The sequence below is a fragment of the Fuchsiella alkaliacetigena genome (assembly GCF_023227765.1).
GTDB lineage: Bacteria > Bacillota > Halanaerobiia > Halobacteroidales > Acetohalobiaceae > Fuchsiella > Fuchsiella alkaliacetigena.
The window spans coordinates 1-25,781 of record NZ_JALKBZ010000002.1; the positions used below are offsets into that span (position 1 = coordinate 1).

Below are 25,781 nucleotides of genomic sequence, written 5' to 3' on the forward strand. Positions count from 1 at the left end.
ATTGCTATTTTGCCAAGCAGAAAAAAAGATGACCTAATAAATTACTTTGAAGAGGAATGGCCAAAAGAGGTTAGAGAGAATATAAAAGCTATATCTATGGATATGTGGGGTGCCTACAACTCAATGGCTCAAGAAGTGTTTCCAAATGCTAAAATAGTAGTAGATAAATTTCATATGGTAATGAAAGTAAATGATGCTCTTGATGATATAAGGAAAAAAGTAAAAAGAGAAGCTAATGAAGAAAATAGTACTAAGTTCTATAAAAGTCGCAACTTGCTAAGAAAACAGGGTGAAGAATTGACAGATGAAGAACATGATAAGCTCATAGAAATTTTTAAACTAAGCCCATCATTAGAAAAAGCTTGGGAGCTTAAAGAGGAATTTAGAGATGTATTACAGATGAATAAGCTTTCTGAAGCTGAAAATGCATTAAATGATTGGTATGACCGTGTTGTAGATAGTAGTTTAAAAGCATTTTTAAAAGCTAAAGAGACAGTTGAAAACTGGGAAGATAAGCTACTAAACTTTTTTGAAACAAAGATAAGCAATGGATTTGCTGAAGGAATAAATAATAAGATCAAATTAATAAAGCGAATAGGATACGGAGTGACTAATTTAGAAAGTTTGAGACATAGGTTGTTTATAGCTTTTATGTAAAACAGAAATAAAAATAAAGTTCGAAATCTATTGTAATTATTTTCTAATAGACTTCGATTACAACAGAGATTATTTTTCACAACATTAATTAAAGAGCCATAATATTAAGTCCTGGCGCTAACTCTGTTAACGATAACTCCACAAAGTTAAAGCCAGGCAGCTTATTAATCTCAATCTCACTAAAGCTCAACACCTCTTTACTCATGCTCCTGCCTCCTTTTGCGCCAATAAAACAGCCAACAGTCGCCGTCCCTGTTGGGAAATCAGTTTAAATACATCCTCTTTACTAGGCGGCTTAATTCGATTTTTTTTCTTTAAAGGAGTATAAGCATTAGAATTGTAAGCCTCATTTAACTTATTATAAATCCGCTGAACTAGCTCTTTAGGTAGTTCAGCCTGCTCTCCTCTTTCCAGTTTTAAAAGATAATCAGCCAATAAAGATACAGAACTATTAGCTCCTGCTAAATCAGTTAGCTCCACCGGCGGATGAGTTTGATTCTTCAACTGCTCAATCAGTATTCGACTACCGGCTACCCGACCTTCCAACTGCTGAATTAAACTTTCTCGCTGCTGATCAATTTCAAGATGTAAGTCACTACAACCACTCAAAATAACCTCCAGTAATATCAACTCCGGACTCCAATCAAAACTATATTCTCGCCTTAACTGTGCTTCCAAATTACTAAAGATAAGTCCTGGTAACTGCTTAACTTCCGCCAGCTGAGCAGCATCAATCTCCAAGCTAGCATACTTTAAGTTAGCTATGGGTAAACGTGAAGCCTCAAAATCACCAGGGTCCTTAATAGTCACCGTCCAAATACTATGACACTTTCGCTCATTAGGATTTAAAGGCTGTGGAGAACCAGGATTTAAAATAATACCAGCCGAATGCTCATCCAAAGCTGGCTGATGAACATGGCCTAGTACCCAAGCAGTAGTTCCTACTCCCTTTAACTCAGCGCTAGCCACTGGTGCATAATTACTGCTAGGATTATTTCTTTCAGCATGAAGCAAGGCCACAGTAGCTAGTCCATTATCGGGCAGCTCAAAGTCTACTAAAGGACTGCTAGTCACATGTTGTTGAGGATAGGACCAGCCACACAAATTCAAAACCGCTTCTCCCTTTCTTTTTAACTGTCTACTTTCCCACTTCCCTTCAGCTCCTAAAAAGATAAAAAATTTTGAATCTATACTAGCAGCTAACTCCGGTAAAAGATCATAATCGTGATTACCCGCCACAGCAAAAGTTACTATCTGCTCCGCAGCTAAGCTGTTAATTCCTTGCTCAAAGGGCCCATAGGCCTGATAATAACAGCTCTCCCGATCTATTATATCTCCGGCTATCACTACTGCATCCACCTCTAAATTTATCGCTTTCCGCACTATATCCTTCCAAATAGAAATAGGCGAAAAACTGCTAGAGCTATGCTCACTAGGAATCCGGCTCGGATACCTACCTAAGTGTAAATCAGCAGTACATAGTAAATTTATTTCTGCTGCCGACATCAAAACTACCTCCTTACCCTCTAACTTTCCAACTCATTATACCATAAAAGACCAATTATTCAAAGTTTCAACACTGAAGTTTGAACTAAAAAAGTTTTCCTTAAACTGCTAAAGGAAAATTGAAAAATATCCAGAATTAGTATTAATAAGCCTAAAAACTTAAATTACCGAGGAGGTAAGTCAATGCTAAAAGCTTTTAAAGTCCTCTTAATAATAGCTATATTAATAGTTTTGAGCTCTGTATTTATTTTTGATATGCAAGTAGAGGAAGTTATAGAGAAAACTGGAGTAATTATTGAAGAGGTAGCTACTCCCCAATATACCGGGGTGATTATCGATACCAGAGGCTTAGAAGTAAGCACTGCTCTTTACCCACAGGTATTTGATACTCAGGGGAACTTGCTTTACGGGCCCACAGTAGTTGGCCCTGAAGATAGCTCTTCTTTAGTCGCTTATTCACGCTCTTTAGAAAAGGCTAAAGCCATGGAGCGAGCCGGCTCTAATCCGCTGCTTATTGAAGCCAGTAGTACTGTAAACAATACTGATCTAATACTAGACTCTCAAACTGTTGAACAGCTGTTAAAGAGCAATGAAAAAAATGAAATCTTGGATAAAAAAGCCGTTATCTTTGTTATAGATTAGACTTTTTTTAAAGCTCCAAAGTTGACTTTTGGCCGAGGTGAATTAAATAAAACTAGCCTTGGCCTTTCCTATCTAGAATCTGATAGGAAAGATTAAATATATCCTCTTTAATTATGTAGTAATCATTTAAATCTATCACCAACAGATAATCTCCTACTCTACCTGATAAATCTCCCCAAGTAGTTCTGATCTTAGTGTTTTCTGCTAACTGCATAGCATCTACCACATTATTCTCTAAACTTCTGCAAATATTATGTTCCTTTATATTATCCTTAGTTATTCTATAGCTTTTAGCTAATGATTGTAAAGTTATTCCATAATCATCAATAAACTGATCAGAAACAGGAGTCACCTCTTGCTCAGTTATAACCTCATATCTTTGCTTAAATTTCTCCTCACTAATAGGCCAAACTTCATTTTTCATACCTATAATTAGTTTATCGTCACAGCTAGCCGTTTCAATTCCTTCTAAAGTTTTAACTCTAATATCATTTTCAAAGTAATCACCTATATTTAAATATCTAAAATAATTACTCTTTTTCTTAGCTTTAAAGAAAGCATTCTCCCCAAAAATCTGAAAAGGATTATCTTGGGAAGTCTCCAAAAATCTTAAATCTCTATAATAATCAATCAGTTTAGTTCTGATAAATATATCAAAGCTAATATTCTGAGCAGACTGCTCAAACTGCTCTTTAATAATAAATCCTCCTGCTTTATGACAATGCCCACCTCCGGAGCCTATGCCTTCTACTAACTCTATAGCTATTTCCTGAGCAGTTATATAATCGTGATAGCTTCTAATAGAAAATTTAAATCCATTTTCTCTAATAGAATAAATCAGCACAATATCTATTCCATCTATTTCCGATAATAGATCCGAAGTATGACCTAATAGATTATCACCACAGTCACCAATTTCAGAAAATACTATACTCTGATAACGCTGAGTATTTAACATTCCTTCAGCACAAGTCTTTATATCGGCAAAGGTTAGTGTTGATAACCTCAAATAATTAAACACTTCATCATCATAATATTTTTCTAAAAATTTCTTGTGATCCTCATCTAAGACAGTCATCCCTCCATTAAAGGAGTCCGTATCCATATAGATTCCAAAATATAAAATAGTTGCTAAAGCTTCATCTATCTCTAAACCATATTCTTGTAAATAAGTCACTATCATCGTTGCACAAGCACCTATTCTAGGCTGTATATCTTTATATAAGCATTTAAAATTACCTTCTTCTAAATGATGATCAATAATCATTATATTTTGAGCTGCTACTTCACTTACATTACCTGCCCCATACTGACCATCTACTACTATTAATAACTCATTATCTTTAATTGCAAAGCCTGTTCCGATTAGCGACATTTTAATTTTATATTCTTTAATTAAATTGCTTAAATTAGGTTTTTTTATCTCTCCCCCGTGATAAATTATTTCAGTATCTTTAGCAAAGCTCTCAACTAATCTTTTTAAGCCATAAGCAGAAGCAATGGCATCAGCATCAGGATTATCGTGAGGCTGAATGTAAACCTTATCGAATTCTGTTATCAGTTCTTTTAAATCTATCATTTTTAAAAATCTCCTTTATAGTGTGTCAATTACAAACTTAATAACTATCCTAAAACGCAAACCCACCTAAAAGTCCAAATTCAAAACCACTAAAATCATAATCTCCAACCTCAGCAAAGCGATAACTTACTCGGCCCTTAATTCCGACTCTATTACTAATCTCTTCTCGAAACTTGTCACTGACAACTCCTAACTCAAAGCTGGCTCCAGGCTTAAAGCCAAAGCCAAAGTGTCTATCTTCAGTTCCTCCACTTCCATCGGTCTTAGTAACCAGATACTGACCTACGGCTAGATTCAACTCCAATCGTTCTTCAAACAGTTGATAAGCAGCAGTTCCTAGAACACCTGTAGTGGAAAGCTTGCGTTCTGCTCCCTCATCCAAGTCATCATAGCCAACCCCCAATCGCTCCAATTCCAAACCATAACTGATATCCTGGACTACTTCCGAGGGGAGATGCTCTCTAGCAAAATTGATCTGTTCTAAGCCTCTCTTGGCCCTGAGATAGAATCCTAAACCTGAGCTATTTTCGCTACCACCTTGCTCCTCCATCTGCTCATTAAACTTCTCCAAATCATAAAAATTATAGCTAATCCCTAACTCCAAGCTCCAAGGCTGGAGGACGGGAGTGACCGATTCTGCTTCTTCCCCAGTAGCCAACACTTCAAAGTCAACCTCTTTAATCTGCTCCTCAGCCATCAATTCCAGTGTTCCTGACCCAGGAGCAGTCGTTGCTAAGGAAATCCTTCCTTGATCATAGGAAGTAGATACTATCTCCCCCACATCACCCCACACCTGCCACTCGGGCTCTATCTCGTATTCCTCTCCATACTGATCATAACCTTCTGCTTTGATTATGTAACGCTGGCCCTGATAAAATTCATCGGTCTCAAATTCCACCTCTATCTCCTCTAAATAAGGTAGTTCCTTGCCTTTAAACTCAACTTCTCCTGTTCTTACCGAAGCTTCCTTCTGAGTTGGATTAAACTCCCAACCTTCTTTCTCAATCTCAAGCTCAACAGTGCCTAATAGATCTTTCTTCTCCCAATAGCCTTCTTCATCAGTCACAACTGAATCATAATCACCAGTAAACCTTATCTCTGCTTCACTGATAGGCCGACCTTCCCCATCAACAACCTGCCCCTTTAGATTATGAAGCAACAATGAATCCTTTACTTCAGGCAAAATATCCTCGATCATTTCTTCTAAAATCTCTTCCCGCTCTCCTGTGACATTACTTGAATAAATAGTAATTCCCTCGTTGATATCTACCATTTCAAAGTTTAATCTGAAGAAGGAGCCTCCTAGATTGATCAAAATCCCAGTAATTACAAAATCGGCTTCCTGTGCTTCAGCTTCTTGAACCTGATCAATATCTTCTAGATCCTCATCAGCCAAGATATCATCAATCTCATCAGCTTCAATAATCCTTAGCTCCTCTCTAAGCTCCAATTCTCCTAACAGAATATCTTCAAGCTCAGGATCATCCATCATAATCATCAGATCCAAGACTGAAGCTGCCTTAACCTTGCTACCGCTGACTATCAATAAACAGATAACTATAATTATCAGACTAGGTAAAAACTTGCTCAACTTATTCATAAACTCAGCCCCTTCTTAATCCTCAGCAGCTAACTCTTCTAACTGCTCTTTAGCTGTTTCACTTCTCTGCTGGGCAGCCTTTTGATACCACTTCTCTGCTTCTGCTACATCCTCTTCAATTCCCAATCCATGCTTGTAGATAGCTCCTAGTGCCACCTGGGCATCCTTATGGCCTTGTTGAGCTGCCTTTAAATACCATTCCCTTGCTTGTTGGTCACTATCTTCTACTCCTCTACCTCCCATATACATAAATCCAAGCATATATTGGGCTTCTTTATGCTCTCTCTCAGCAGCTTGTCGATACCACTTCACTGCCTCTTCATCATCTCTGGCTACTCCTAAACCACGATGATAAATATCACCTAATCTCTTTTTTGCTATTACATGATTTTCTTGAGCCGCCTGCTGGTAAAGCTCAATAGCTGTCTGATAGTCTTCTTGTTGATAATGATCCTCTGCCTCCTCATATGTTTGCTGTTTCTCTTCTTGAGCAGTATCCTGGATTTCTCCTGCTGGTTCCTGTCTCAAATTCAAGATAGCAGCTGAGATTAGCACCAGAATAACAGTTGCCGAAACAACAGCTACTATCTTCTGCTTACTATCGGCGGTCTGATAGAATTTTTGTAATGACTGATATAATCCTCTAGCCTTGCTGTTGATCTTTTTATATAGTCTTCGACTTAGCTGATATAATTTTTGCTGATAATCCTGCTGCTCAGAAAAAACAGAATCCTTTACTTCCCTTAAAATATCTTCTTTATTTATTCCAGCATCCAATTCTGTCCCACATTCTTTGCAGAATCTATTCTCCAAGTCATTTTCAGCATCACAATTGGGACATCCTGCACTGATCTTTTTACTATTATATTCTGCCAATAATTTCTCTACCGTCTGCTTCAGCCGCTGTATACTGCTTTCCAAATCAGAATTAAAGGCATCTAGCCAATGAGTAGAATATAAAAAGTATTCCAAAGATTTAGTAGGGTCGACATCTTCAATTCTGAAAGGAATAACTATCACTTGCTTATCGACAGCCCGCTCTACTTCCCGAAGCACCTGTTGAGATTCATTGCTGCCTGAAGAAAAGAGCAATACCATAATCTTACTCCCTCTGATTGCTTCCACAATCTCTTCGCCCCATTCCTTACCTGGAGTAATATCTCGCGGGGCAATCCAACATTCTACCTCCTCTGCCTCTAAAGCAGAACAAATCCTATCTGCTACCTCCTTATCCTGTGAAGAATAAGATATAAAAACTTCATGAGCCATTTTCTATCTCCCCTCTAAGTATCCTTTATCCTTTGATTAACTATCTTCTCCACTAGAGAATCACTTAAAGCTACCTCTTTTCAAAAATGAATCGACTAGTTTAGCTGTTTCAAACTGATAATGAATCTCTTGATGGTGATAAGGCAAAACCACAAAATCGCTTAATCCTTCATACTTTACCGACTCAACTGTAACTCGACCGTCATTGGGCCCGCTTAATAAAGCACCTAATAACAAAGCATTCTTATTACCAGCAATTGCCCCCATCTCCACCCCAGCTACTTCCTGCTCCAACTGCTTAACCTCTTCCGTCTGCAAAGAACCCAGAGTTCTAAAGATTTCCGGAGCTAAGCCCGATATTTCCGCAGCCAGATCAGCTAAGTAACTACCTTGATTAGGAGTAGCTATTAATACACATCTGCCTATTCTACGCTTCTTTTTTGTATTAGCTACAAAGCTCCTAATTACTAAACCGCCAGTGCTATGACCAACTAAAGAAATCTGCTCCCCTTTAGGTAGCCGCGCTAAAATCTTCTTAACTTTCTTTTTCAAAAGCCAAGCAGAATATTTCAACGGCTTAAAAGTCAAAGGTAAATCAACTGCTAAACACTGATAACCCAACTTCTCCAAATTTTCTTTTAAAACAAACATATCACTTTTATCCTGCTGATAACCATGAATTAAAATCACTATTTTTTTCATTAAACTCAACCCAGTAACAATAAGCTAATAGCCATTACACCCATACCTGCTACAAAACCATAAATCTCTTGGTGTCCTTCTCCATACTTACGTGAAGTAGGCAACAGTTCATCAGTAGAAATATAAATCATTATCTCTCTTGAACAAACCAAGGAAGTAGCTAAAAAAGAGGTATTAGTCTTTTTAGTAAAAAAGGCTAAGGCACTACCGATTCCCGTCGATAAGCCAGCAAATAAGGTCAATAAAAAAGCAAAAAGTAAGTCATTCATTTCTATTCCCCCAGTCTATTTTAAAAAGATATAATTGTATATTTGCAGATGAGCTTTAATAATCCTGCCAATTAAAAGGAAAAAGAAAACTTATCAAGAATTAAACCATTAACAGGTCCTCTATCTAGAGGGTTATATATGTGAGGAGGAATAATGATGAAAAAGTTTTTTAGATTAGTAGTAATAATAGCTTTATTGATATTTATCGGCTCTAGATTTTTCGAAATAGAAGTAGAAGACATCATTAGGCAAATTGGGATAATAATTGAAAATATAGGTATAATGATCAGAGAAGCAGTCTAGGTTGAAGAGATTAGTTTCAAAAAAAGCATTAGTTATCTAGATCGGGCCAGGCGAAATCCAAGCCCATAGCCGCTTTCGGCAGGGCTAGCTAGGGCTCTATTACCAACTCTACAGTAACTAGGATTAATATTCCAAGCCCCACCTCGTTTAACCCGATCTAAACGATGAACATGAGTATTACACCACTCCCACACATTACCGCTCATATCGTATAGTCCTAGTTCATTAGCCTTTTTCTTACCTACAGGCATAGTACCGCGTCCATAATTAGCTCGAGATAGATTAGAATTCCCCTTAGCCCTGGAATTGCTCCAACACCAAGCCACTTCTGCTAAGTTATTACTACCAGCATAAATAGTAACTCGACCTTGAGGACCTCCCCGAGCTGCATACTCCCATTCCTGAGAGGTAGGCAGTCTATATCCTTCTACAGTTTGAATGGTGTTCTCTGGCAAAGGCTCCCAAGTAGACTCATCATAAGCAGGAGACAGCCCTACTTGAGTCGACAACCAGTTACAATAAGCTACTGCTCCGTACCAACTAATCTCTATTACTGGATAATTACTAATATCCAATGAATCTTCCCCACTCTGTAGATAAAAATAGCTACCATTATAGGCAAACTGACAGGCTGGAGAGGTTAGATTAAGCAACTTTTTTCCCTTATAGTTGCCATTTTCATCTATGTTTTTGCTATTTAGAAACTTCAGGTACTCCTGATTGGTAACTTGATACTTAGCCAGCTCTAGTTGCTGCTCCAGAGTTATATTTCCATTATCAACTGAGGTAGTACCTGCCGGTACAAGCGCCATATTTAACAAAGAAGTATTAGTGCTAATACAAAGTTTTTTAAATGAGTTTACAGTCTGAGTAGACTCTCTATGCTCAACAGCTCCGCTTAAATTAGCTGTAGCTATTTCATTTTCCACCTTCTCTGTTTTCTGTTCAACTACTCCTAAAGCATAAGCCCAGCTATCTACCGTCCAGCTAGCTAACTCTGCAATTATTCCACAATTATTGACTAAGCTACGCTTAAGTTGAGCAGCCTTAAACTGATATTCTCCGCTTTCTTCAATCTCCAACAGTCCCCTAACTATATTTTTAGTTAAGGCCGTTAAGAGAAGAAAGTTTTCTCTATTATATTCCGGACACAGGTCGTTCAATAGGGCCCTTAATCTTTTAGGCTCTTCACAGATAACTACTCCATACTCCTCTATAATCTCTCTAAGCTGCTCAGTTACTACCTCCTTCACTACTCAAAACACCTCCTACTGACTCTAAACAGCAGAAAATTAATAAATTATTTCTCCCACCCTATTTCCAAAATCGATCTTCACTCCGGCAGCTAGGGCTATACTCCGCTCCGGTACTACCTCCTTAATTTCTCCTTTATTATTGGTAACCGACCAAGGAGTATCACTCAAATTTTTAAGTCCCCAAACTGAAGGCTTTTTAGGATGCTGAGTAAGCTCAGCTACTTCCTTAGAAAAGTCTCTCTTGCTATTTTTATCAGTATGATGTGGATATAGCTTAGCTTCAGAATTAAGCATAACTATCTTCTGTTCATTATCATCAAACTTAATTCGGTAGGGCAAGACCAACTCCTGAGCACAGTGACAACACTCTCCTGGCTGCTCTTTATCCATCTGCTGCGGATCATAAAAGTTTTCGCCACCACAGTCTACACAGTAAAAAATAGAGTCTCTTAACCTCAGCATTGCTGAGCGCCACTGTCCCTCTCTTACCCGCTTATTAACATTATTTAAGCCTTCGGTAAAGGTCTGCGTAAATAATTCCCTAATAAACTCAGGATAAATCGGCCAACTATCAATAGCATTCTGATGCTCACCGGGTACTGGTCGATTGGAGTCATCATCAGGATCAAAGATGAATACCGGCTCCTGACCATATATTTTCTGCATTGCCGGCAGATCAAAACAGCGAATCTTACTTTCTTGTTTTCCGTGCAAAGGATGACTGTTCATAAATATATAAAAAAGCAATACTGCTAAGGAGAATATGTCCGAACTGGTATTGGGAGTAGTCTCGCCGCGCACCACTTCCGGAGCCATGAAGCGCTGAGTACCCAACACACTAGCCTCACTTTCGTTATTAATACCTACATTATCGTTATCACAGATACTGATTTCACCATTACGAGGATTAAAAAAGATATTATCGAAGTTAATATCTCTATAGCAGTAACCTCTTGAATGTAACTTCCGGTAGCTATCGGCTAATTGATAGCCTACTGTACAAAGAGCCCGATAATTAGTATTCACTCTCCTAGCTACCAGTTCGGCTATGCTTTTATAACCTGGCTTACGCAGTTCCATAATATAACCAAAACCCTCTATACTAGACGAATATACTAGATCAAAGGGCCATAAAAATCTATCACAAGGAGCACCCTCCTTGATCAAGTCTTCAATTATTTCTTTTTGCTTAGTAGTAGCTTTGCTAGGTTTATACCACTTTACTGCTACCTGTTGATCTCCGTACTCCGCTTTGTAAACTTTACCTTGAGTTCCATCACCTATAGATTCTTTTATTTTACAGTCCAGCTTAGCTTTAACTGTTTTCACTTCATCTCCAGCTTGAGGCATTAAACTCATCTAATCATCCTTTCTTGCTTGCAAAGTTTCAAACTCTTCACTATTCTCCTGCTCTGTTAATAAACTATTTTGATAAGCCAAAAGCACAGTAATATCGTCTCCGCTTCCTGCCTCGGTAGTCTCCTTTAACCAAGTAGGCAAGTTATCCTTTAGAAACTGCGGGCCCTGCTTAGGCAAGAGCTCTGCAAAATCATCAGCTACCTTGAAAAAATCTTCTTCACTACGAAAAGAATTAGCATAACCATCGGTAGCAATAAAAAACAAATTAGGTTTCTTCTTAGTTGCTGAAGTTAAAGAGATTTTAAAGTAAGGGGCTGGATCGGCCATGCTTAAAGAATTAGTAGCATTACCTAACTGATCATCGGCAAAAACTCTCGTCACCTCTCCCCACTGAGACATAGTCACTATATCTCCATCGCCTAACTGTAAATAAAGAATAAAATGTTCTGTAACTAATACAGCAGTTAAGGTGCTACCGTAGGCCTTTAAATAGCCATCACTACTGCTTTCTATTTGCTCTCTAAGTTCTGGGCCTTGTTTAGTTTCAATTTCCTTTAGCTTTGCTAATGCCGTCTCATCCTCGACAAAGGGATTATCCTCTTGATACTGCTCTACCTTTTCTCGCCAACTCTTAACTATTCTCACTGGCAGTTTCTCCTTAACTCTTTCTTTCACTAAAGGTAAGGTTTTAGGATCAAAACCATCAACTAAAGCCTCCTTTATAATTACCTCCTCAGCAGCCTCCACAGCTAGCTTAGCCCCTATTTGACTGCGAAAATACTTTAAACTACCATGACCATCGGCAGTAGCCAAAAATAGATAGTCTTTTGCTCTTTTATATTGATAAGCATCCTGATTAGGAAGTCCACTTTGAATATGTTTCGCTCCCCTCACAGAAGCGGCGATTAGACCCCATTGTTCGCTTAAGTCTCCTTGAGTTTCTACCATAGCTTACCTCCCACTGTGAATTTAACCTACTTAATAATATTTTTTAAAAAACATCTATATTGGGATCAAGATCGTCATCAGCAGTAACCTGCGGCACCGGTGGTCGCGGAACATTGCTATTCTGCTCAGTAGCAACTTCAGAGCTACCTGTAGAAGCTGATTTGACTACCTCAGTCGAAGCCCACTTAATATAAGCAGTCAGCTCCTCAGAGTTATCGGCCTGCAAAGGCTCTATCTCTGGATTACCAATAAAGCGTTGCAAAACCTCATGGTCGGCATTATCACCAATAGCAATAGCAATTTTAACAGCCTTTTTACCCCAAGGCTGAGACTCTAACTCCGCTAAACCCTTTTCAAAGTCATCGGTAGGTTGACCATCAGAAAGCAAAACTAAAACCGGAGGCAAACCCTTTTTAGGCATCACAGAGGTCTTTAGCTCCTCTGCTAACATAGATAGCGCCTTACCTAAGTCTGTTACTCCATTAGCTTTTAAATCACTCCAAGTAAAGTTTTCAATATCCGTCGCTTGAGCCACATGCCACTCCGCTCCACTGGAAAACTTCAGGGCCCGCACTTTAAGTTCAGCGTTGGGATTTTCACGAGCTACCTCCCTCATTTCTGGAATAGCCTCTTTAATGGCATTATTTAAAGATTGGATCTTACCACTAACCGACATAGAACCAGAACAGTCAACAATCCAAAAGAAATGTAGCTCTCGCTTACTAAGCTCCCCACCAATTAATGACATAGCTAATCCATCCTCTCTATTATTAACTAATCGCCTATTTACAATTAAGTATTTTAGCTCCAAAAAGAATTGTTATCTAAATAATACTGTACAGCCCCAGTTTTATCCTTCAAGGTATAAGCAAAAATCAGATTTCTAGAGTCTCTGCAATCTGTCGATATTTTTTGGAGATCGTATTACTGCTTACTCCATATTTAGCTCCTACCTCTTTTTGAGTAGCTGACCAGTTATTCATTTTAGCAAATAAATACTCTACGGCTGCGGCCCAGCTTTTATCCTGTCCTCTAATTTCCTTTTTTCTGCTCTTATAATCTCTCCAAAGCAGAATAATATCACAGCATAGCTCTCCTTGTAGTTCTCCCTCATTCTTTTCAATTATCAGCTCTTCCACCCCATCTTGAAAAACTGTATTTCCTCCAAAATCTAAATTTAGCTTTTCCTTTAAGAGATCTATCTCAGTTAAATTGAAAAAATTGACCTCGCTATCTTCTACAAAATTAGCTATTAGCTCTAATTTTTCTACATAATCTCTTAGCTGCTTTCTCCCTCTTTCTTCTTGTGAAAGCTCCAAAGGAGTTTTACCATCAAATTTTTCAATTGGATTTAAAGGATCGTTTATGAAAGCTTCCACCAAAGATCTTGATTCCTCTTTACTCCTATTATCTAAACCACCAATTATCTTTCCTGTCTCCAAATCAACCTCATACTCCTTCTTAAAAGTAGCAGTAAATAACAGTAAGTCTTCTATAAGCTCTTTCCCAGCTGCAAATTTATCCTGAAGATGTGTTCTCAAAAAGATACTCTCGTCATCAATAATAAAGTTACCACAAACCCGTCCCCGCTCTTCGGAAGTCCAAACCAAAAAGTCCGTTTCTGCTGCCGAATCATCCTCTATTATATTTTCTTGAGACAGTAATCTCTTTTTAGCTAAGCTTCTGGATTGGATACTATATTCGGCTTCATATACTACTCGAATATCCTGTTCTTCCTTAAGTAGTCTACGAATATTCATAAATAGGCTAAATAGATTAACTCCCCAAGCTTGCAAAAACTCATTTAGGTCATTACTTCCCGTCTCCTGCTGATACCTAATAAAGCTATCCTTTAAATCATCTAACAGCAGTTCTTTATAATCTATAGGGATTGTATCGTGCGGGCCCACTAACTGATATTCAGTCCCTATCTTAGCAATTCTGCCTAAAATAAGCTCCCTTTCACTAAAGCTAACCTCTTTACTAGTCAACAGCAGCTCTTCCTCCCGCATAATATCCTGAAGCAAATACTCCTCCCCCCAACACTCTTCTACTAAATAAAGACCTACCGGAAGCTCCAAGCACTCTTCTAAGATCTCTTTTTCTTTCTCACTGAGCAACTCCCAGTTTTGTTCTCGAAAGAGATCAACAACCGTCTGTCCAGCCTCTAATTGATAATCAAAAATTAATAAAAACTCCAATAATAACTCAATATCTGCTGAAAGCTCAGCTTCCAGATTAACTCCCATTACTTCAGCGAAATAACCATAAAAATCCGCAACTTCAAACTGATAACCACCTTCTACTTCCTCGAAGAACTCCACTAGTTTACTCAAAAGCTTTTCTTTAGCTAAATTATAAGCTGGCTGCTCCTCTTCACCGTTAATTAAGTGATCTTCCTGTTCGCCCTCTTTTTCTTGATTATAAAGATTAATCAGCTGATCCACCTCTTCTTCATCAGCAATACCAATTCCAGAATCTTCAGCCGACTCAAAGAATGACTTAGCTGCCCCGACGTTTTCAGAATTGTTAGCATTATCCACAATTTGCTCCCCCAGCTCCTGAACAGTAGCAATCAGTTCTTTTTCGTTATCTAAGATCGACTGTTTAGCTAAAAACTTAAAGAAGGCCGTTAACACTCCTGGAATAGCCCTAAAGTACTCTTCGCCTGCACTAATCTTCCGGGGTAAAATTGAAATGCAGCATTCTCTAGTTCTGGCTTTATCCCATTGCTCCGGTTTTAAAACAAAGTTTGTATACATAAAGTCTGCAAAAGAATCAACTATAAAATAGCTTTCCCGCTGCTCAACCTTGTTCAATTCACTAAAAAAATCACTCTCCTCAAACTGCTCATGCCAAATTTCAATCTGCTCTTTAAGCTCTGCAAACTCTTCATCAGTATACCTAGTCATTACTTTCATTACTCCCCTTTCTGCAAATCCAAAAGTAAATACGAACTAAAAGCCAATATATTCAAATAATTAATTTCTATTCTTCAGTTAAAAGCAATACATTTATATGTTTACACATCAATAGCTAAAGCTCCTTCAACTAATCAAAAATTTCTTTCTTAAATAAATGTTGCTATTTTAAAACAAAAAGCATTTTAAAAACTAATCATCTGGGTTTATTGCCTATTATTTTGCATAAATCAACTAATATGATATAATAATTTAGAAACTTCTAAAATAATAAAACTATCCGTAATTCTTAACAGATATATTTCTTTAATAACTAAGAGGGGGGTTAAAAAGATGAATTATTTAGATAAAAAAGTAGGTATTTATTATAGTCAAGAAAAAACTGAATTTCATGTTTGGGCTCCTAATGTAGACCAAGTAAAGCTATTGCTCTACGAAATAAACGGCAAGTATGAAAATCCAGGCCAAGTATTTAATATGGAACAAGATTCAGACGGAATCTGGTCAATTACTGTAAGTGGCGATCATAAGGGGAAGTTCTATAACTATTTAGTAGAGGATCGTAACGACTTAAAATGTGCAGTAGATCCCTATGCGCAAGCAGTTTCCTTAAACGGAACTAAAGGAGTAATTGTCGATTTAGCAGAAACTAATCCTGAAGGCTGGGAAGATGATCAACGTCCTCCCTTGGAAAATCTAGAAGACAGCATAATCTATGAAATACACGTTAAAGATTTTTCAATTTCTCCCTATTCAGGCATGGAAAATAAAGGTAAGTACTTAGCCTTTACTGAGTTAGGTACTACAGTTCCGGGAACCGATATTAAAACAGGAGTGGCCCATTTAAAAGAGCTAGGAATAACTCACGTTCACCTGCTTCCAGTCTTCGATTTCGGCAGTGTTGACGAAAGATTAGACTATCAGTATAACTGGGGTTATGATCCTCAAAATTATAACGTTCCGGAAGGCTTGTACGCTACTGATCCTAGCCAGCCTAAAACTAGAATTAGAGAACTAAAGCGTTTAATTCAGAGCTTACACCAAAATGGAATCAGAGTAATTATGGATGTAGTCTATAATCATACCTACCGGCTTTATGAATCTAATTTCGGTAAGTTAGCACCTCAGGAATACTATCGTTTTTATGAAGAGGGAGAGCCTGCTAATGGTTCCGGTTGTGGAAATGAAATTGCTTCGGAAAATCCAATGGTTAGAAAGTTTATTGTAGACTCTGTAGAATATTGGGCCCGCGAGTACCATATCGACGGATTCAGATTCGATTTGATGGGTTTAATAGATCAAAAAACAATGGAAGCTGTCGCTAATAGACTACATGAAATTGACCCTAGTATTCTAATTTATGGCGAACCCTGGACTGCCGATAAGTCTCCTTTACCTATTGATCAGCGAATGTTAAAAGGGCGACAGCGCGGACTCAAAATAGGAGTATTCAATGATGATTTAAGAGATACCATTAAAGGAGGTACCAGAGGTAAAGCTAAAGGTTATGTAAATGGAGAGCTTGCTAATCTAGATTACTTAAAGTCTGGAATTACAGCTCAAATTTCCTCTTATGCCTCTAGTCCTCACGAAGTTATTAACTATGTCTCTTCCCATGATGACTTAACACTTTGGGATAAGATTGAAAAAACATGCCCTCAAGCTAGCTACGAAGATAAAGTACGAATGAGCAATCTAAGTAATGCGATAGTGCTTACCTCGCAGGGCATCCCCTTTTTACATGGTGGAGTGGATCTATTAAGAACTAAGTACGGAGTAGAAAACAGCTATCAATCTTCAGATAGGATTAATAAGATAGACTGGGTGAAAAAAATAGATAATAACTATGTCTTTAAGTACTATCAGGGATTAATTAAATTAAGAAAAGAACATCCCGCCTTTAGAATGGCCTCTGCCGAAGATATCAAAAAGCATTTGCAGTTTTTAGAGGCCGATTACGGAATAATTGCCTTTCAATTACAAGGGTATGCTAATAATGATAGTTGGGAAACAATTATTGTTGTTTATAACCCTTTTATGGAAGCAAGAGATATCCGACTTCCGGAAAGCAAGAACTGGGAAATTGTTGTTAAGGATAAAAAAGCCGGTACTGAAACTTTAGAAAGCTTTTACGGTCAGATGGTCTTAGTCCCCAAAATCAGTACTATGGTTTTACACGATTAATAATAATCAATTTTACCAAAATCTACTTTAAAGTGAAATCTTTATTTGATATAATGAAGATATAATCGAATTAAAAGTTTACTTTAAAAGGGGTGATCAATAATGTTAATAGAAAAAGCTTTAGTGGCTACGGACTTTTCTGAACCAGCTCGCCAATTAGTAAATAGTGTTGAAGAGTTAAAGGCTGCCGGTTTAAAAGAAGTACTCTTGATGCACGTAGTTAACGCTAGTGCTGATTATAGTATTTTAAAGTCTATGCAGGATAATAGCGAGCAGGAACTAGCTAAGGAACGACAAAAAATTGAAAACTTAGGATTAGAGGTTAAAACTTTAATCTCAGTTGGCTCTCCAGCTAATGAAATTACTCAAATTGCTCAGAAAGAAAAAATGGATCTAATTTTAATTGCTGCTCACGGAAAGGGTTATGTTAAAGAAGTACTTTTAGGCAGCACTACTTTTGATGTGGTGAGAATAAGTGAAGTTCCAGTCTTAGTAGAAAAGTTTAAAAATATAGGCTCTGCCGACTGCCAAGCTGTCACTGAAGAAAAGTTTAAAAAGGTTTTAATCCCTACCGATTTTTCCGAACGTTCACTAAGCTTTATAGATAAATTAAAGGAAGCTAAGGATATCATTGAAGAAGTAGTTTTATTATCAGTAATCGAATGGAGTAAAAGCAAACCGGAGTTCGAAGAGTTCAAAGATAAGTCCTATCAGCAATTAAAGAAATTAAGGAGCGAATTTGAAGAACTAGGAATCAAGGTTACAAACGAAGTTAGAGCAGGTTACTCTGCCGGGGGAATCTTGGCTGTAGCTGAAGAAAAAGATGTCAGCTTAATAGCAATGGCTACTAGAGGAGCGGGAACTATCAAGGGACTATTCATCGGTAGCACAGCTAATGAAGTAGTTAGAAAAGCAAAACAGCCGGTTCTTTTAGACCCTAGTTTTTAATCAACAAAGTCCCTATTCTTAGCTAAGAATAGGGACTTTAAAATTAAACTTCAAATATATCTATCAACTCATTTAGCTGTTGAGCCATCTCTGCCAATTCCTCAGCAGAATTGGAAATTTCACTAATCATATTTTCAATTTCTTGAGAAGAGTGAAGCACCTGCTGACTACCTTCAGCTACATCTGCCGCCGAAGCAGCAGTCTCTTCAACATAAGAGGAAGTATCGCTAATACTTTCCCGAATTCTCCTAAATATTTCTCCCGTCTCCTCAACAACTTCTTTTCCCTGCTTAGACTTAATCTGAACCTCCTTTACAGTCTCTACTCCAACCTTAGACTTACGCTGCACCCTATTAATCAACTGATTAATATCACCAGTAGCTTGAGCCGTCTCCTCAGCTAACTCCCTAACCTCCTCAGCCACCACAGCAAAACCTAAACCGTGTTCGCCAGCATTAGCTGCCTCAATAGCTGCATTTAAAGCTAAGAGATTAGTCTGTTCTGCTATATCATTAATCAAATCTACAATTTTACCAATTTCCTCCGAATCAGAGTCTAACTCGCTGATCACTTGTACTGCTTTACTCACTGACTGATTTATCTCCTCCATACTTTGAGCAGCATCCTCTATATTTTGATGGCCAAGCTTAGTCTGTGAGTCTGCCTCATGAGCAAATTCAGCTATTTCTTGGCTACTACTAGAAATCTCCTGAATACTGCTATCCATCTCCTCGACATTAGCATTACTCATCTCAATAAAGACATCCCCCTCTTCGGTTAAAGCCAAGAGTTCTTGACTATAAGAGGATAGTCCTTCTATAGATTCCAAAAGATTAACTACCATCTTATGAAGTTGAGTCTTCATTTCATTTAAGGCATGTACTAAGTCAGCTATCTCATCCTTGCTTTCCAACTCTAATAATTCTGCCTTTAAATTCCCTTGAGAAATTTTTTCAGCAAAGTCTACAGCCTGTTGAGCTGGCTCAGAAATATTCTTATCCAATAAAAAACCAACTACTAAAGCAACCCCAATAGCTAATATAGTTAACAAGATGATTACTCTATTCATAAAAGTACTGCGTTCCTGAACGTGGACTAAGTGAGCAGCTTTTTCCTGCTCAAAGTATTCTTTGATTTCAGCAAAATAAGCCTGTAAATCCGCTACGTGCTGCTGAGTCTGCTGGTAATAGATCTGCAAGGCCTGCTCATAACCTTCCTCTGAATCAAAACCATACTCGTTATGTATTTCCACTATTTCTGCTGCTGATTCGTGAAGCAGTCTATGTGGTTCTTCCATATTTAATAGTAAGCGCTGCACCTCTTCTGAATAGTCCTCAAACTCTTCTGACTCTAAAATAGCATAATACCTTTCTCCAAACTCACAAGCGGTATAGTCCAATTCACCAGTGAAGTCTTCTGCCAATAGTATACTATCGGCTAAACTATTTAGCCAGTACATATGATTTATCTCCTGCTCTAAAAAATAAATTATATTCTCCGACTCTTCCTCTAACTGAAAAGTCATTTGCTCCATCTCATTATTAGTATAAAAAGAGTTAATTCCTAAAACAATCATTAAGACCAGTATCAATCCAAAGCCTGTTAATAGTTTCTTTTTAATGGTCCACTTCATATCTCCCACCTTCCGTAGCTTAAAATCAATTTCACTTTATTTAATACCTATATATAGTATTCTTGATTCTTATTGAAAAACCTGCTATTTTTATTACAAAATTTTACGCTTCTAAGCCTTCTTCAACCTCTTCAGCCCAACCTAAGAGATTTTTAAGCCATTCTCCCCAGCCATCAAGAATATAATAAACTACCGGAATAATAATCAAAGTTAAAATAGTAGCAAAAAGCAAACCGCCAATCACCACTACCGCCATCGGCTGTTGGGCTTCGGCTCCATCGCCAATTCCTAAAGCTAAAGGCAGTAAGCCTAGAATAGTAGTTAAAGCCGTCATCATAATCGGCCGCAGTCTAATTGGTCCCGCTTCCAAAATAGCTGTTCGTTTATCTTCAGCATACTCTGTCCGCCGTACATTGATATAGTCCACCAAAACAATAGCGTTATTAACTACAATTCCAGCTAACATAATCACTCCAATTATAGCTGGTACACTCAAAGGAGCTCCCACCACAACTAAACCTAAGATAGCTCCCAGTAAAGCTAAAGGAACAGTAAACATAATCGTAAAAGGATGGACTAAAGACTCAAACTGAGAAGCCATGACCATATATACCAAAACTACAGCTAAAATCAAAGCAAAACCTAAATCACCAAAGGTCTCCTGCATATCCTCAGCCTCACCGCCGTATTCTACAGTATAGCCAGCAGGAATATCCAACTCATCAACTCGCTGACGAATATCACTTTCCACTACCCCTAGGCTACGTCCATAAATATCGGTATTGACAGTAATACTTCGCTGCTGACCATCACGTTCAATAGAGGTCATTCCTTCGGCTAATTCTACTTCAGCTAACTGATCTAAGGGAACTACAGCTCCAGCCGGAGAAGTTAAACGAAGATTTTCCAATTGACTTAAGGTATTATCACCTTCAGTTTCCATTTGTACTCGCAAATCAAACTCTTCGCCACCTTCTTTATACTGAGTAGCTATATCACCACGAATAGAAGAACGAACTGTAGAGCCAATCTGTGAAACACTAAATCCTAGCTCTCTAGCCATTTCTCTTTGAATATCTACCTGTACTTCTGGTCTACTTTCTGATACACTAAGTTCTACATTTCTAGTCCCCTCTACTGACTCTACCTCCTGTTGAATATCAGTACTAAGCTCAGTCAAGATATCTAAATCAGCTCCCCGAATATTGACCTCAATCGGAGAACCTTGACCCCCACCACCTAAGCCTGTTTCAGCTCGAATAGCTATCTGAGCATCGGGAATATAAGCTAACTCTCCTCGTAACTGTTCTACTACTTCAGTAGTACTTCGATCTCTTGCTGCTAATTCCACTAAATCTACGGAAATGCTCCCTTCATTGCTTCCTTCCTCAGCACCTCCCATAAAGCCAGTACTACCTACATCACTATAAAAAGAACGCACTTCGGGAATGGCTCGAATATGTTCTTCAATCTCTTTCACAGTTCGATCAGTTTCACTTAATCTTTCTCCTTCTGGTAACTCCACATCCACAGTAAAAGAACCTTGGTCTACATCAGGCATAAATTCAGTCTCTAAAGGAATAACTCCCGTCTGCAAACCCAAACCAAAAAGTATAACTCCTATAGTTATTACTACTGCTACTGCATATCTATAATCTAAAGAGAAATTTAATAAACGTTTATAGATTTTATTGACTATCCCTAGATTATCTACTGTTTCTTTTGGTGTTTTTTCTTCCTTAACATTTAACAGCTTAGAGGAAAGCATAGGAATTAAAGTTAAAGCTATTACTAAAGAAGCCAATAAAGAAAAAGCAACGGTTAAAGCTAAAGAACCAAAAAGCTGAGCTGCCAAACCTTCTACAAAGGCAATAGGTAAAAAGACCGCCGCTGTAGTTAAGGTAGAAGCTAAAATAGCCGTACCTACCTCACCAGCCCCGTCCTTAGCAGCCTGAATCCTACTTAAACCTTCCTGCTGATGACGATAGATATTCTCTAAAACCACAATAGCATTATCCACCAACATTCCAATCCCTAAGGCTAAACCGCCTAAAGTCATCAAATTAAGAGTTAAATCACTAAAGTACATCAAAATGAAGGTTGCTATAATAGAAATCGGAATTGCAGTACCAATAATAAAAGTACTACGTATATTCCTTAAGAACAACAGCAGGATTATTGCCGCTAAAACCGCTCCAATTATACCGTTATTTCTGACGTTATCAATGGAGTCCTGAATAAACTCAGCTTGATTATTAACTATCTCTATCTCTATATTATCTCCAAATTCTGCTTCTAAATTAGCTAACTCTTCTTTTACAGCATTAGCTACCTGTACTGTATTGGCATCGCTCTGCTTTTGAATAGCTAAGCCAATACTTTCTTCTCCATTTAAATAAGTATAACTACTGCGTTCTTTATGAGTATCTTCTACCTGAGCAAACTCCCGTAGTGATACTTTTTGTCCTTCCTCATTCTGTAGTTCCAAGTTTTTAATCTCATCTAGGCTTTGGAATTCACCTTGAGTTCTAAGCAAAAGTTCCTTGCTACCGTGATTAATAGAACCACCAGCTATATCTAGATTTTCTTGACCAATACTGGAGGCTACCTGATCAATAGTAAAGCCATAAGCTTCCATCCGCTCCTGATTAACATTAACTTGAATCTCTCTCTCTAAACCACCGGAAATATTTACTGAAGCTACTCCCGGTATTCTTTCTAAATCATTTTCAAATCTATCCTCTGCTAGATTACGCAGAGTCTCTAAATCCATATTACTACTCAAACCGATCTGCATAATTGGCATCATTGCTGGATCAAAACGCAAGGACATAGGTTGGTCAGCATCATCAGGCAAATAATCTTGAATCATGGAAATATTCTCTCGCACATCCTGAATAGCAAAGTCCATATCAGTACCCCAGTCAAACTCTATAAAAACCAGAGAATTACCAGGACTAGAGACAGAACTAACATTTTCTACATTATCTATAGTTCCCATAGACTCTTCAATTGGACGAGTTAATCCATCTTCTATCTCGTAAGGGTCAGCTCCTTCATAACTAGTCATCACTGCTGCATAAGGCAACTCCATTTCTGGCATTAAATCTACCGGCAAACCTAAAAGAGCTATCGCACCTAAAAGTAAAATTAAAAGAACCAGCATTACTGTAGTTACCGGTCTATCTACCGAAAAATCCGATAACTTCATTAATAACCACCTCGATCCACAATCTCAACTGAATCACCATTTAGTAAGCGTTCTTGATGGCCACGGATTATTACTTGTTCTCCAGCTTCAATCCCGCTCAAAACAACTACCTCTTCGGCAGTACTCAAGCCAGTTTCTACCTCTCTTCGTACTGCTTGCTCATTCTCTACTACAAAAATATAATCGCCCTCTTCATCGCTCAATAAAGCTCGTTGAGGAATTATCAGTTGATCTTCACTGCTGGCTACCATAAACTCTACTTGAGCATACATTCCCGCTTTAATAATTTCTTCTGCATTATCCAAAACAACCTCTACTGGAAATCTTCTACTCTGTTCTTCCTGTACTGGACTAGCATAGTCAATTACGCCTGTATAAGTTCCGTCTACAGCCGCAAAATAAATTTCTACTTCTTGACCTTCTTCGATTCGACTAATATTTCTTTCGCTTAATTTAGCGGTTACCTTAATCTGCTCTAAATCAGCTAACTTTACTAAAGGTTCTCCGCTAGCTAATTCTCCAACTTTAGCTTCATTCTGAACAACCTGGCCCTCAATAGGAGAAATCACTTCAGTATTTTTTAAAGTAATCTTGGCTCCTTCCAAATCTACTCTAGCCTGTTCTAGCTGAGCTCTCAAAGTAGCTATTTCTTCTTCGGTAGCTCCTCGCTCAGCCATTTTTAAGCTCTGTTTAGCCGATTGATAAGCACTCTTAGCACTAACATAGTTAATTTCACTTTGCTCAAAACTTTCTTCAGCAATCAACCCTTCTTTAAAAAGCCTCTCCTGCCGCTGATGAGATTTTTTCACCTGTTCATAGCTAAGTTCTGCCTCTTCTAACGCAGACTCCAGCCTAATCAGCTCTTCTTCTCTAGTCCCGGCCAAAACTTCATCCAAGGTAGCTTCAGCTACCTTGACACCTGCTCTAGCCTGTTTAAGCTGATTACGAACAGTTTGATCATCCAAAGTTATCAACTTATCGCCCTTAGCCACTCTATCTCCTAATTTGATATGTACCTCTGCTATTTCTTCTTGTAACTGCGGGCTTACTAATACCGATTTAATTGCCTCGCTATTACCTACTTTAGTTACATATTCAGCTAAATCGTCCATTTCTGCTTCTACAACTTCTACTGGATGAATCTCCTCTTCTTCTTCAGCTACAGCTTCTTCTGTCTCTTGTCCACAAGCAACGGTAAGTAACGCTAATGAAGCTATTAATACTGTAATTAATAATAACTTACTTTTTCTAGTCAACACCAATTTACGCCTCCTTTTTAACATCTAAAAATTTTTATAGAGATATTATTACATTAAAGTTCAAAACATTGGAACCACGAATGAATACGAATCAACGCGAATAAAAACATTTAAAATATCAATTCAAATTTGATTTATATTCTATCTAGTAAGTTCCAGCTAACTTATAAAAGATTCAGTTTGTTTTCTTAAGCTTTAATTTAAGCTTATAATACTTAATCTAGATTTCGAGCGCTAACCTTATCTATCTTAGCTATCGCTAAGTTATAATCATAGATAGCCTCTAAGTAATCTGTCTTGACCTCTTGATAAGTATGCTGAGCTTCCAAAAGCTCCAGACTAGTAATTAAACCTTCCCTAAACTTAACTTCCATCTCCGCTAAGTTTTTCTCAGCTTGCTTTAGATTTAGCTCCATCAACTCTAGCTGCTGCTTACTCTCTTTTAAACTGAGCAAACTTTCTTGAATCTCTAACTCAATTAAATCTTCTAACTGCTGGCGAGAAATCTCCAACTTACTTAACTCCTGCTCCTGCTGCTTGACTCGGCTACGACTTTCCCCGCCGTCAAATAAATTATAGTTCAAAGCCAAGCTAACACTCCAGTCTCCATCGCGCAGTTCAAAAAAACTATCGTCTTCGGTGCTATAATCTCCAGAAAAGCTAAGCTGAGGCCGACGTTGAGCCTGTGCCTGTCTTAACTCCTGTTTTAGTCTATCTTCCTGTAACTCTAACTGCTCTAAGTCAATTCGATTAGTAAAAGCATAGTCTTTTAATTCAGCTAAGAAGATATCCTCTTCCTCCCAGTCTAAATCTCCACTTAAAGTAAAGTCCTCTTCTTCTAGATTTAAAGTATTCTGAAAGGAAAGTCGAGCTAGCTGTAGAGCATTCTCAGCCCTCAACAAAGCTTGCTGGCTGCGATTGTAATTGATCTCAGCCTGTAAAAGATCGGTACTAGTAGCTAAACCGACCTCGTAGTTAGTCTCAGCCTGATGTACATACTCCCCTAAGCGATCTTTTTCCTGCTTAGCTAGTTCTACTAATTCCTCCGTCTTAAGTACATTATAGTAGGCCTCGCTAACCTGATAAGTTAATTCCTGCTGCTGTTCTTTTAACTGAGCCTGGGCAGCCTCCACAGCAATCTCTGCCAAACGATAGCCAGCCCTGATCTGTCCACCTAAGTAAATCGGTTGCTGTAAGTTTAAGGATAAAGCATAGTTATCCTTAGGTCCATCCTCAAGAGTTAACTGCCCACCTTCTAATGTAGGTACAGAAGGGGGATCTCCTAATCTAGTATAACTACTACTTAAATCTAAATTAGGCCAATAACCGCTCCGCGCCAATTCAATCCCGGTCTTAGCTATCTCCACCTCTTTATGTAAACGCTGTATCTCCGGATTTTTTTCTTGAGCTATCTCAATTGCCTCTTCTTTAGTCAAAACTCTTTCTTCGGCCTGTAAATATGTACTAAAAGTAAGTACCAAAACTACCAACACTAAAATAAACAAAGTATTCCGCTTCATTCATTAAATCCCTCC

The 25,781-nt window shown here is 38.1% G+C and carries 20 protein-coding genes; 5 read left to right on the top strand and 15 right to left on the bottom strand.

All coding sequences use genetic code 11. The annotated features are described in order from the left end of the window. A partial coding sequence (locus MWH30_RS00670) for an ISL3 family transposase (RefSeq protein WP_248662122.1) occupies positions 1–657 on the top strand: 657 nt, incomplete at its 5' end. Between the two features lie 201 nt (positions 658–858). Here MWH30_RS00670 and MWH30_RS00675 read toward each other — a convergent pair. Further along, complete coding sequence (locus MWH30_RS00675) at positions 859–2,163, bottom strand: metallophosphoesterase family protein (protein ID WP_248662123.1); 1,305 nt, start codon at positions 2,161–2,163, stop codon at positions 859–861. A 183-nt stretch (positions 2,164–2,346) separates the two neighbouring features. On the opposite strand from MWH30_RS00675, the gene MWH30_RS00680 reads away from it, so the two are divergent. Further along, a complete protein-coding gene (locus tag MWH30_RS00680) occupies positions 2,347–2,805 on the top strand; it encodes a TP0624 family protein (protein ID WP_248662124.1) in 459 nt (152 codons plus the stop codon). A 52-nt stretch (positions 2,806–2,857) separates the two neighbouring features. Here the strand turns inward: MWH30_RS00680 and MWH30_RS00685 are convergent, their stop codons facing one another. Genes MWH30_RS00685 through MWH30_RS00705 form a run of 5 tightly spaced genes read right to left on the bottom strand, consistent with a single transcriptional unit; the run spans position 2,858 to position 8,224 of the window. Then, positions 2,858–4,384 (bottom strand): DHH family phosphoesterase, encoded by a 1,527-nt coding sequence (locus MWH30_RS00685; RefSeq protein ID WP_248662125.1) that lies wholly within the window; start codon positions 4,382–4,384, stop codon positions 2,858–2,860. A gap of 49 nt (positions 4,385–4,433) precedes the next feature. Beyond that, positions 4,434–5,984 carry a carboxypeptidase-like regulatory domain-containing protein gene (locus MWH30_RS00690; RefSeq protein ID WP_248662126.1) on the bottom strand — a complete coding sequence of 517 codons (1,551 nt, stop codon included), beginning with the start codon at positions 5,982–5,984 and terminating at the stop codon, positions 4,434–4,436. Positions 5,985–5,999: 15 nt separating this feature from the next. Then, positions 6,000–7,253: a TIR domain-containing protein gene (locus tag MWH30_RS00695; protein WP_248662127.1), complete on the bottom strand. Its 1,254-nt coding sequence runs from the start codon at positions 7,251–7,253 to the stop codon at positions 6,000–6,002. Positions 7,254–7,313: 60 nt separating this feature from the next. Beyond that, the gene (locus tag MWH30_RS00700) at positions 7,314–7,955 is read right to left on the bottom strand and encodes an alpha/beta fold hydrolase (RefSeq protein WP_248662128.1); all 642 of its coding nucleotides are present in this window, start codon (positions 7,953–7,955) and stop codon (positions 7,314–7,316) included. 5 nt (positions 7,956–7,960) lie between these two features. Further along, positions 7,961–8,224 carry a hypothetical protein gene (locus tag MWH30_RS00705; RefSeq protein WP_248662129.1) on the bottom strand — a complete coding sequence of 88 codons (264 nt, stop codon included), beginning with the start codon at positions 8,222–8,224 and terminating at the stop codon, positions 7,961–7,963. A 156-nt stretch (positions 8,225–8,380) separates the two neighbouring features. Here MWH30_RS00705 and MWH30_RS00710 point away from each other — a divergent pair, with 156 nt between their 5' ends. Beyond that, complete coding sequence (locus MWH30_RS00710) at positions 8,381–8,527, top strand: hypothetical protein (RefSeq protein ID WP_248662130.1); 147 nt, start codon at positions 8,381–8,383, stop codon at positions 8,525–8,527. A gap of 32 nt (positions 8,528–8,559) precedes the next feature. Here the strand turns inward: MWH30_RS00710 and MWH30_RS13900 are convergent, their stop codons facing one another. The 5 genes from MWH30_RS13900 to MWH30_RS00735 form a co-directional block, all read right to left on the bottom strand. After that, on the bottom strand, positions 8,560–9,780 hold the full coding sequence (locus MWH30_RS13900) for a formylglycine-generating enzyme family protein (protein WP_248662131.1): 1,221 nt from the start codon (positions 9,778–9,780) through the stop codon (positions 8,560–8,562). Between the two features lie 39 nt (positions 9,781–9,819). After that, the gene (locus MWH30_RS00720) at positions 9,820–11,142 is read right to left on the bottom strand and encodes a serine/threonine protein kinase (protein ID WP_248662132.1); all 1,323 of its coding nucleotides are present in this window, start codon (positions 11,140–11,142) and stop codon (positions 9,820–9,822) included. Then, a complete protein-coding gene (locus MWH30_RS00725; RefSeq protein ID WP_248662133.1) occupies positions 11,143–12,090 on the bottom strand; it encodes a PP2C family serine/threonine-protein phosphatase in 948 nt (315 codons plus the stop codon). Between the two features lie 43 nt (positions 12,091–12,133). Further along, positions 12,134–12,838, bottom strand: coding sequence for a vWA domain-containing protein (locus MWH30_RS00730; RefSeq protein WP_248662134.1), 705 nt, complete (start codon positions 12,836–12,838; stop codon positions 12,134–12,136). Positions 12,839–12,965: 127 nt separating this feature from the next. Continuing rightward, positions 12,966–15,002: a hypothetical protein gene (locus tag MWH30_RS00735; protein ID WP_248662135.1), complete on the bottom strand. Its 2,037-nt coding sequence runs from the start codon at positions 15,000–15,002 to the stop codon at positions 12,966–12,968. Between the two features lie 342 nt (positions 15,003–15,344). Here MWH30_RS00735 and pulA point away from each other — a divergent pair, with 342 nt between their 5' ends. Together pulA and MWH30_RS00745 are read left to right on the top strand one after the other, a co-directional pair. Further along, positions 15,345–17,195: a type I pullulanase gene (pulA, locus tag MWH30_RS00740; protein WP_248662136.1), complete on the top strand. Its 1,851-nt coding sequence runs from the start codon at positions 15,345–15,347 to the stop codon at positions 17,193–17,195. A gap of 102 nt (positions 17,196–17,297) precedes the next feature. Then, positions 17,298–18,143: a universal stress protein gene (locus tag MWH30_RS00745; protein ID WP_248662137.1), complete on the top strand. Its 846-nt coding sequence runs from the start codon at positions 17,298–17,300 to the stop codon at positions 18,141–18,143. 43 nt (positions 18,144–18,186) lie between these two features. Here MWH30_RS00745 and MWH30_RS00750 read toward each other — a convergent pair whose 3' ends face one another. The 4 genes from MWH30_RS00750 to MWH30_RS00765 all read right to left on the bottom strand — a co-directional run bounded on the left by MWH30_RS00750 (position 18,187) and on the right by MWH30_RS00765 (position 25,766). Continuing rightward, positions 18,187–19,776, bottom strand: a complete 1,590-nt coding sequence (locus MWH30_RS00750; RefSeq protein ID WP_248662138.1) for a methyl-accepting chemotaxis protein — start codon at positions 19,774–19,776, stop codon at positions 18,187–18,189. A 103-nt stretch (positions 19,777–19,879) separates the two neighbouring features. Continuing rightward, entirely contained in the window at positions 19,880–22,987 is a 3,108-nt protein-coding gene (locus MWH30_RS00755; protein WP_248662139.1) for an efflux RND transporter permease subunit, read from the bottom strand. Continuing rightward, positions 22,987–24,246 (bottom strand): efflux RND transporter periplasmic adaptor subunit, encoded by a 1,260-nt coding sequence (locus tag MWH30_RS00760; protein WP_248662140.1) that lies wholly within the window; start codon positions 24,244–24,246, stop codon positions 22,987–22,989. The genes MWH30_RS00755 and MWH30_RS00760 overlap by 1 nt, the downstream gene beginning before the upstream one ends. Positions 24,247–24,461: 215 nt before the next feature. Then, on the bottom strand, positions 24,462–25,766 hold the full coding sequence (locus MWH30_RS00765; protein ID WP_248662141.1) for a TolC family protein: 1,305 nt from the start codon (positions 25,764–25,766) through the stop codon (positions 24,462–24,464). Between the last annotated feature and the right edge of the window lie 15 nt (positions 25,767–25,781).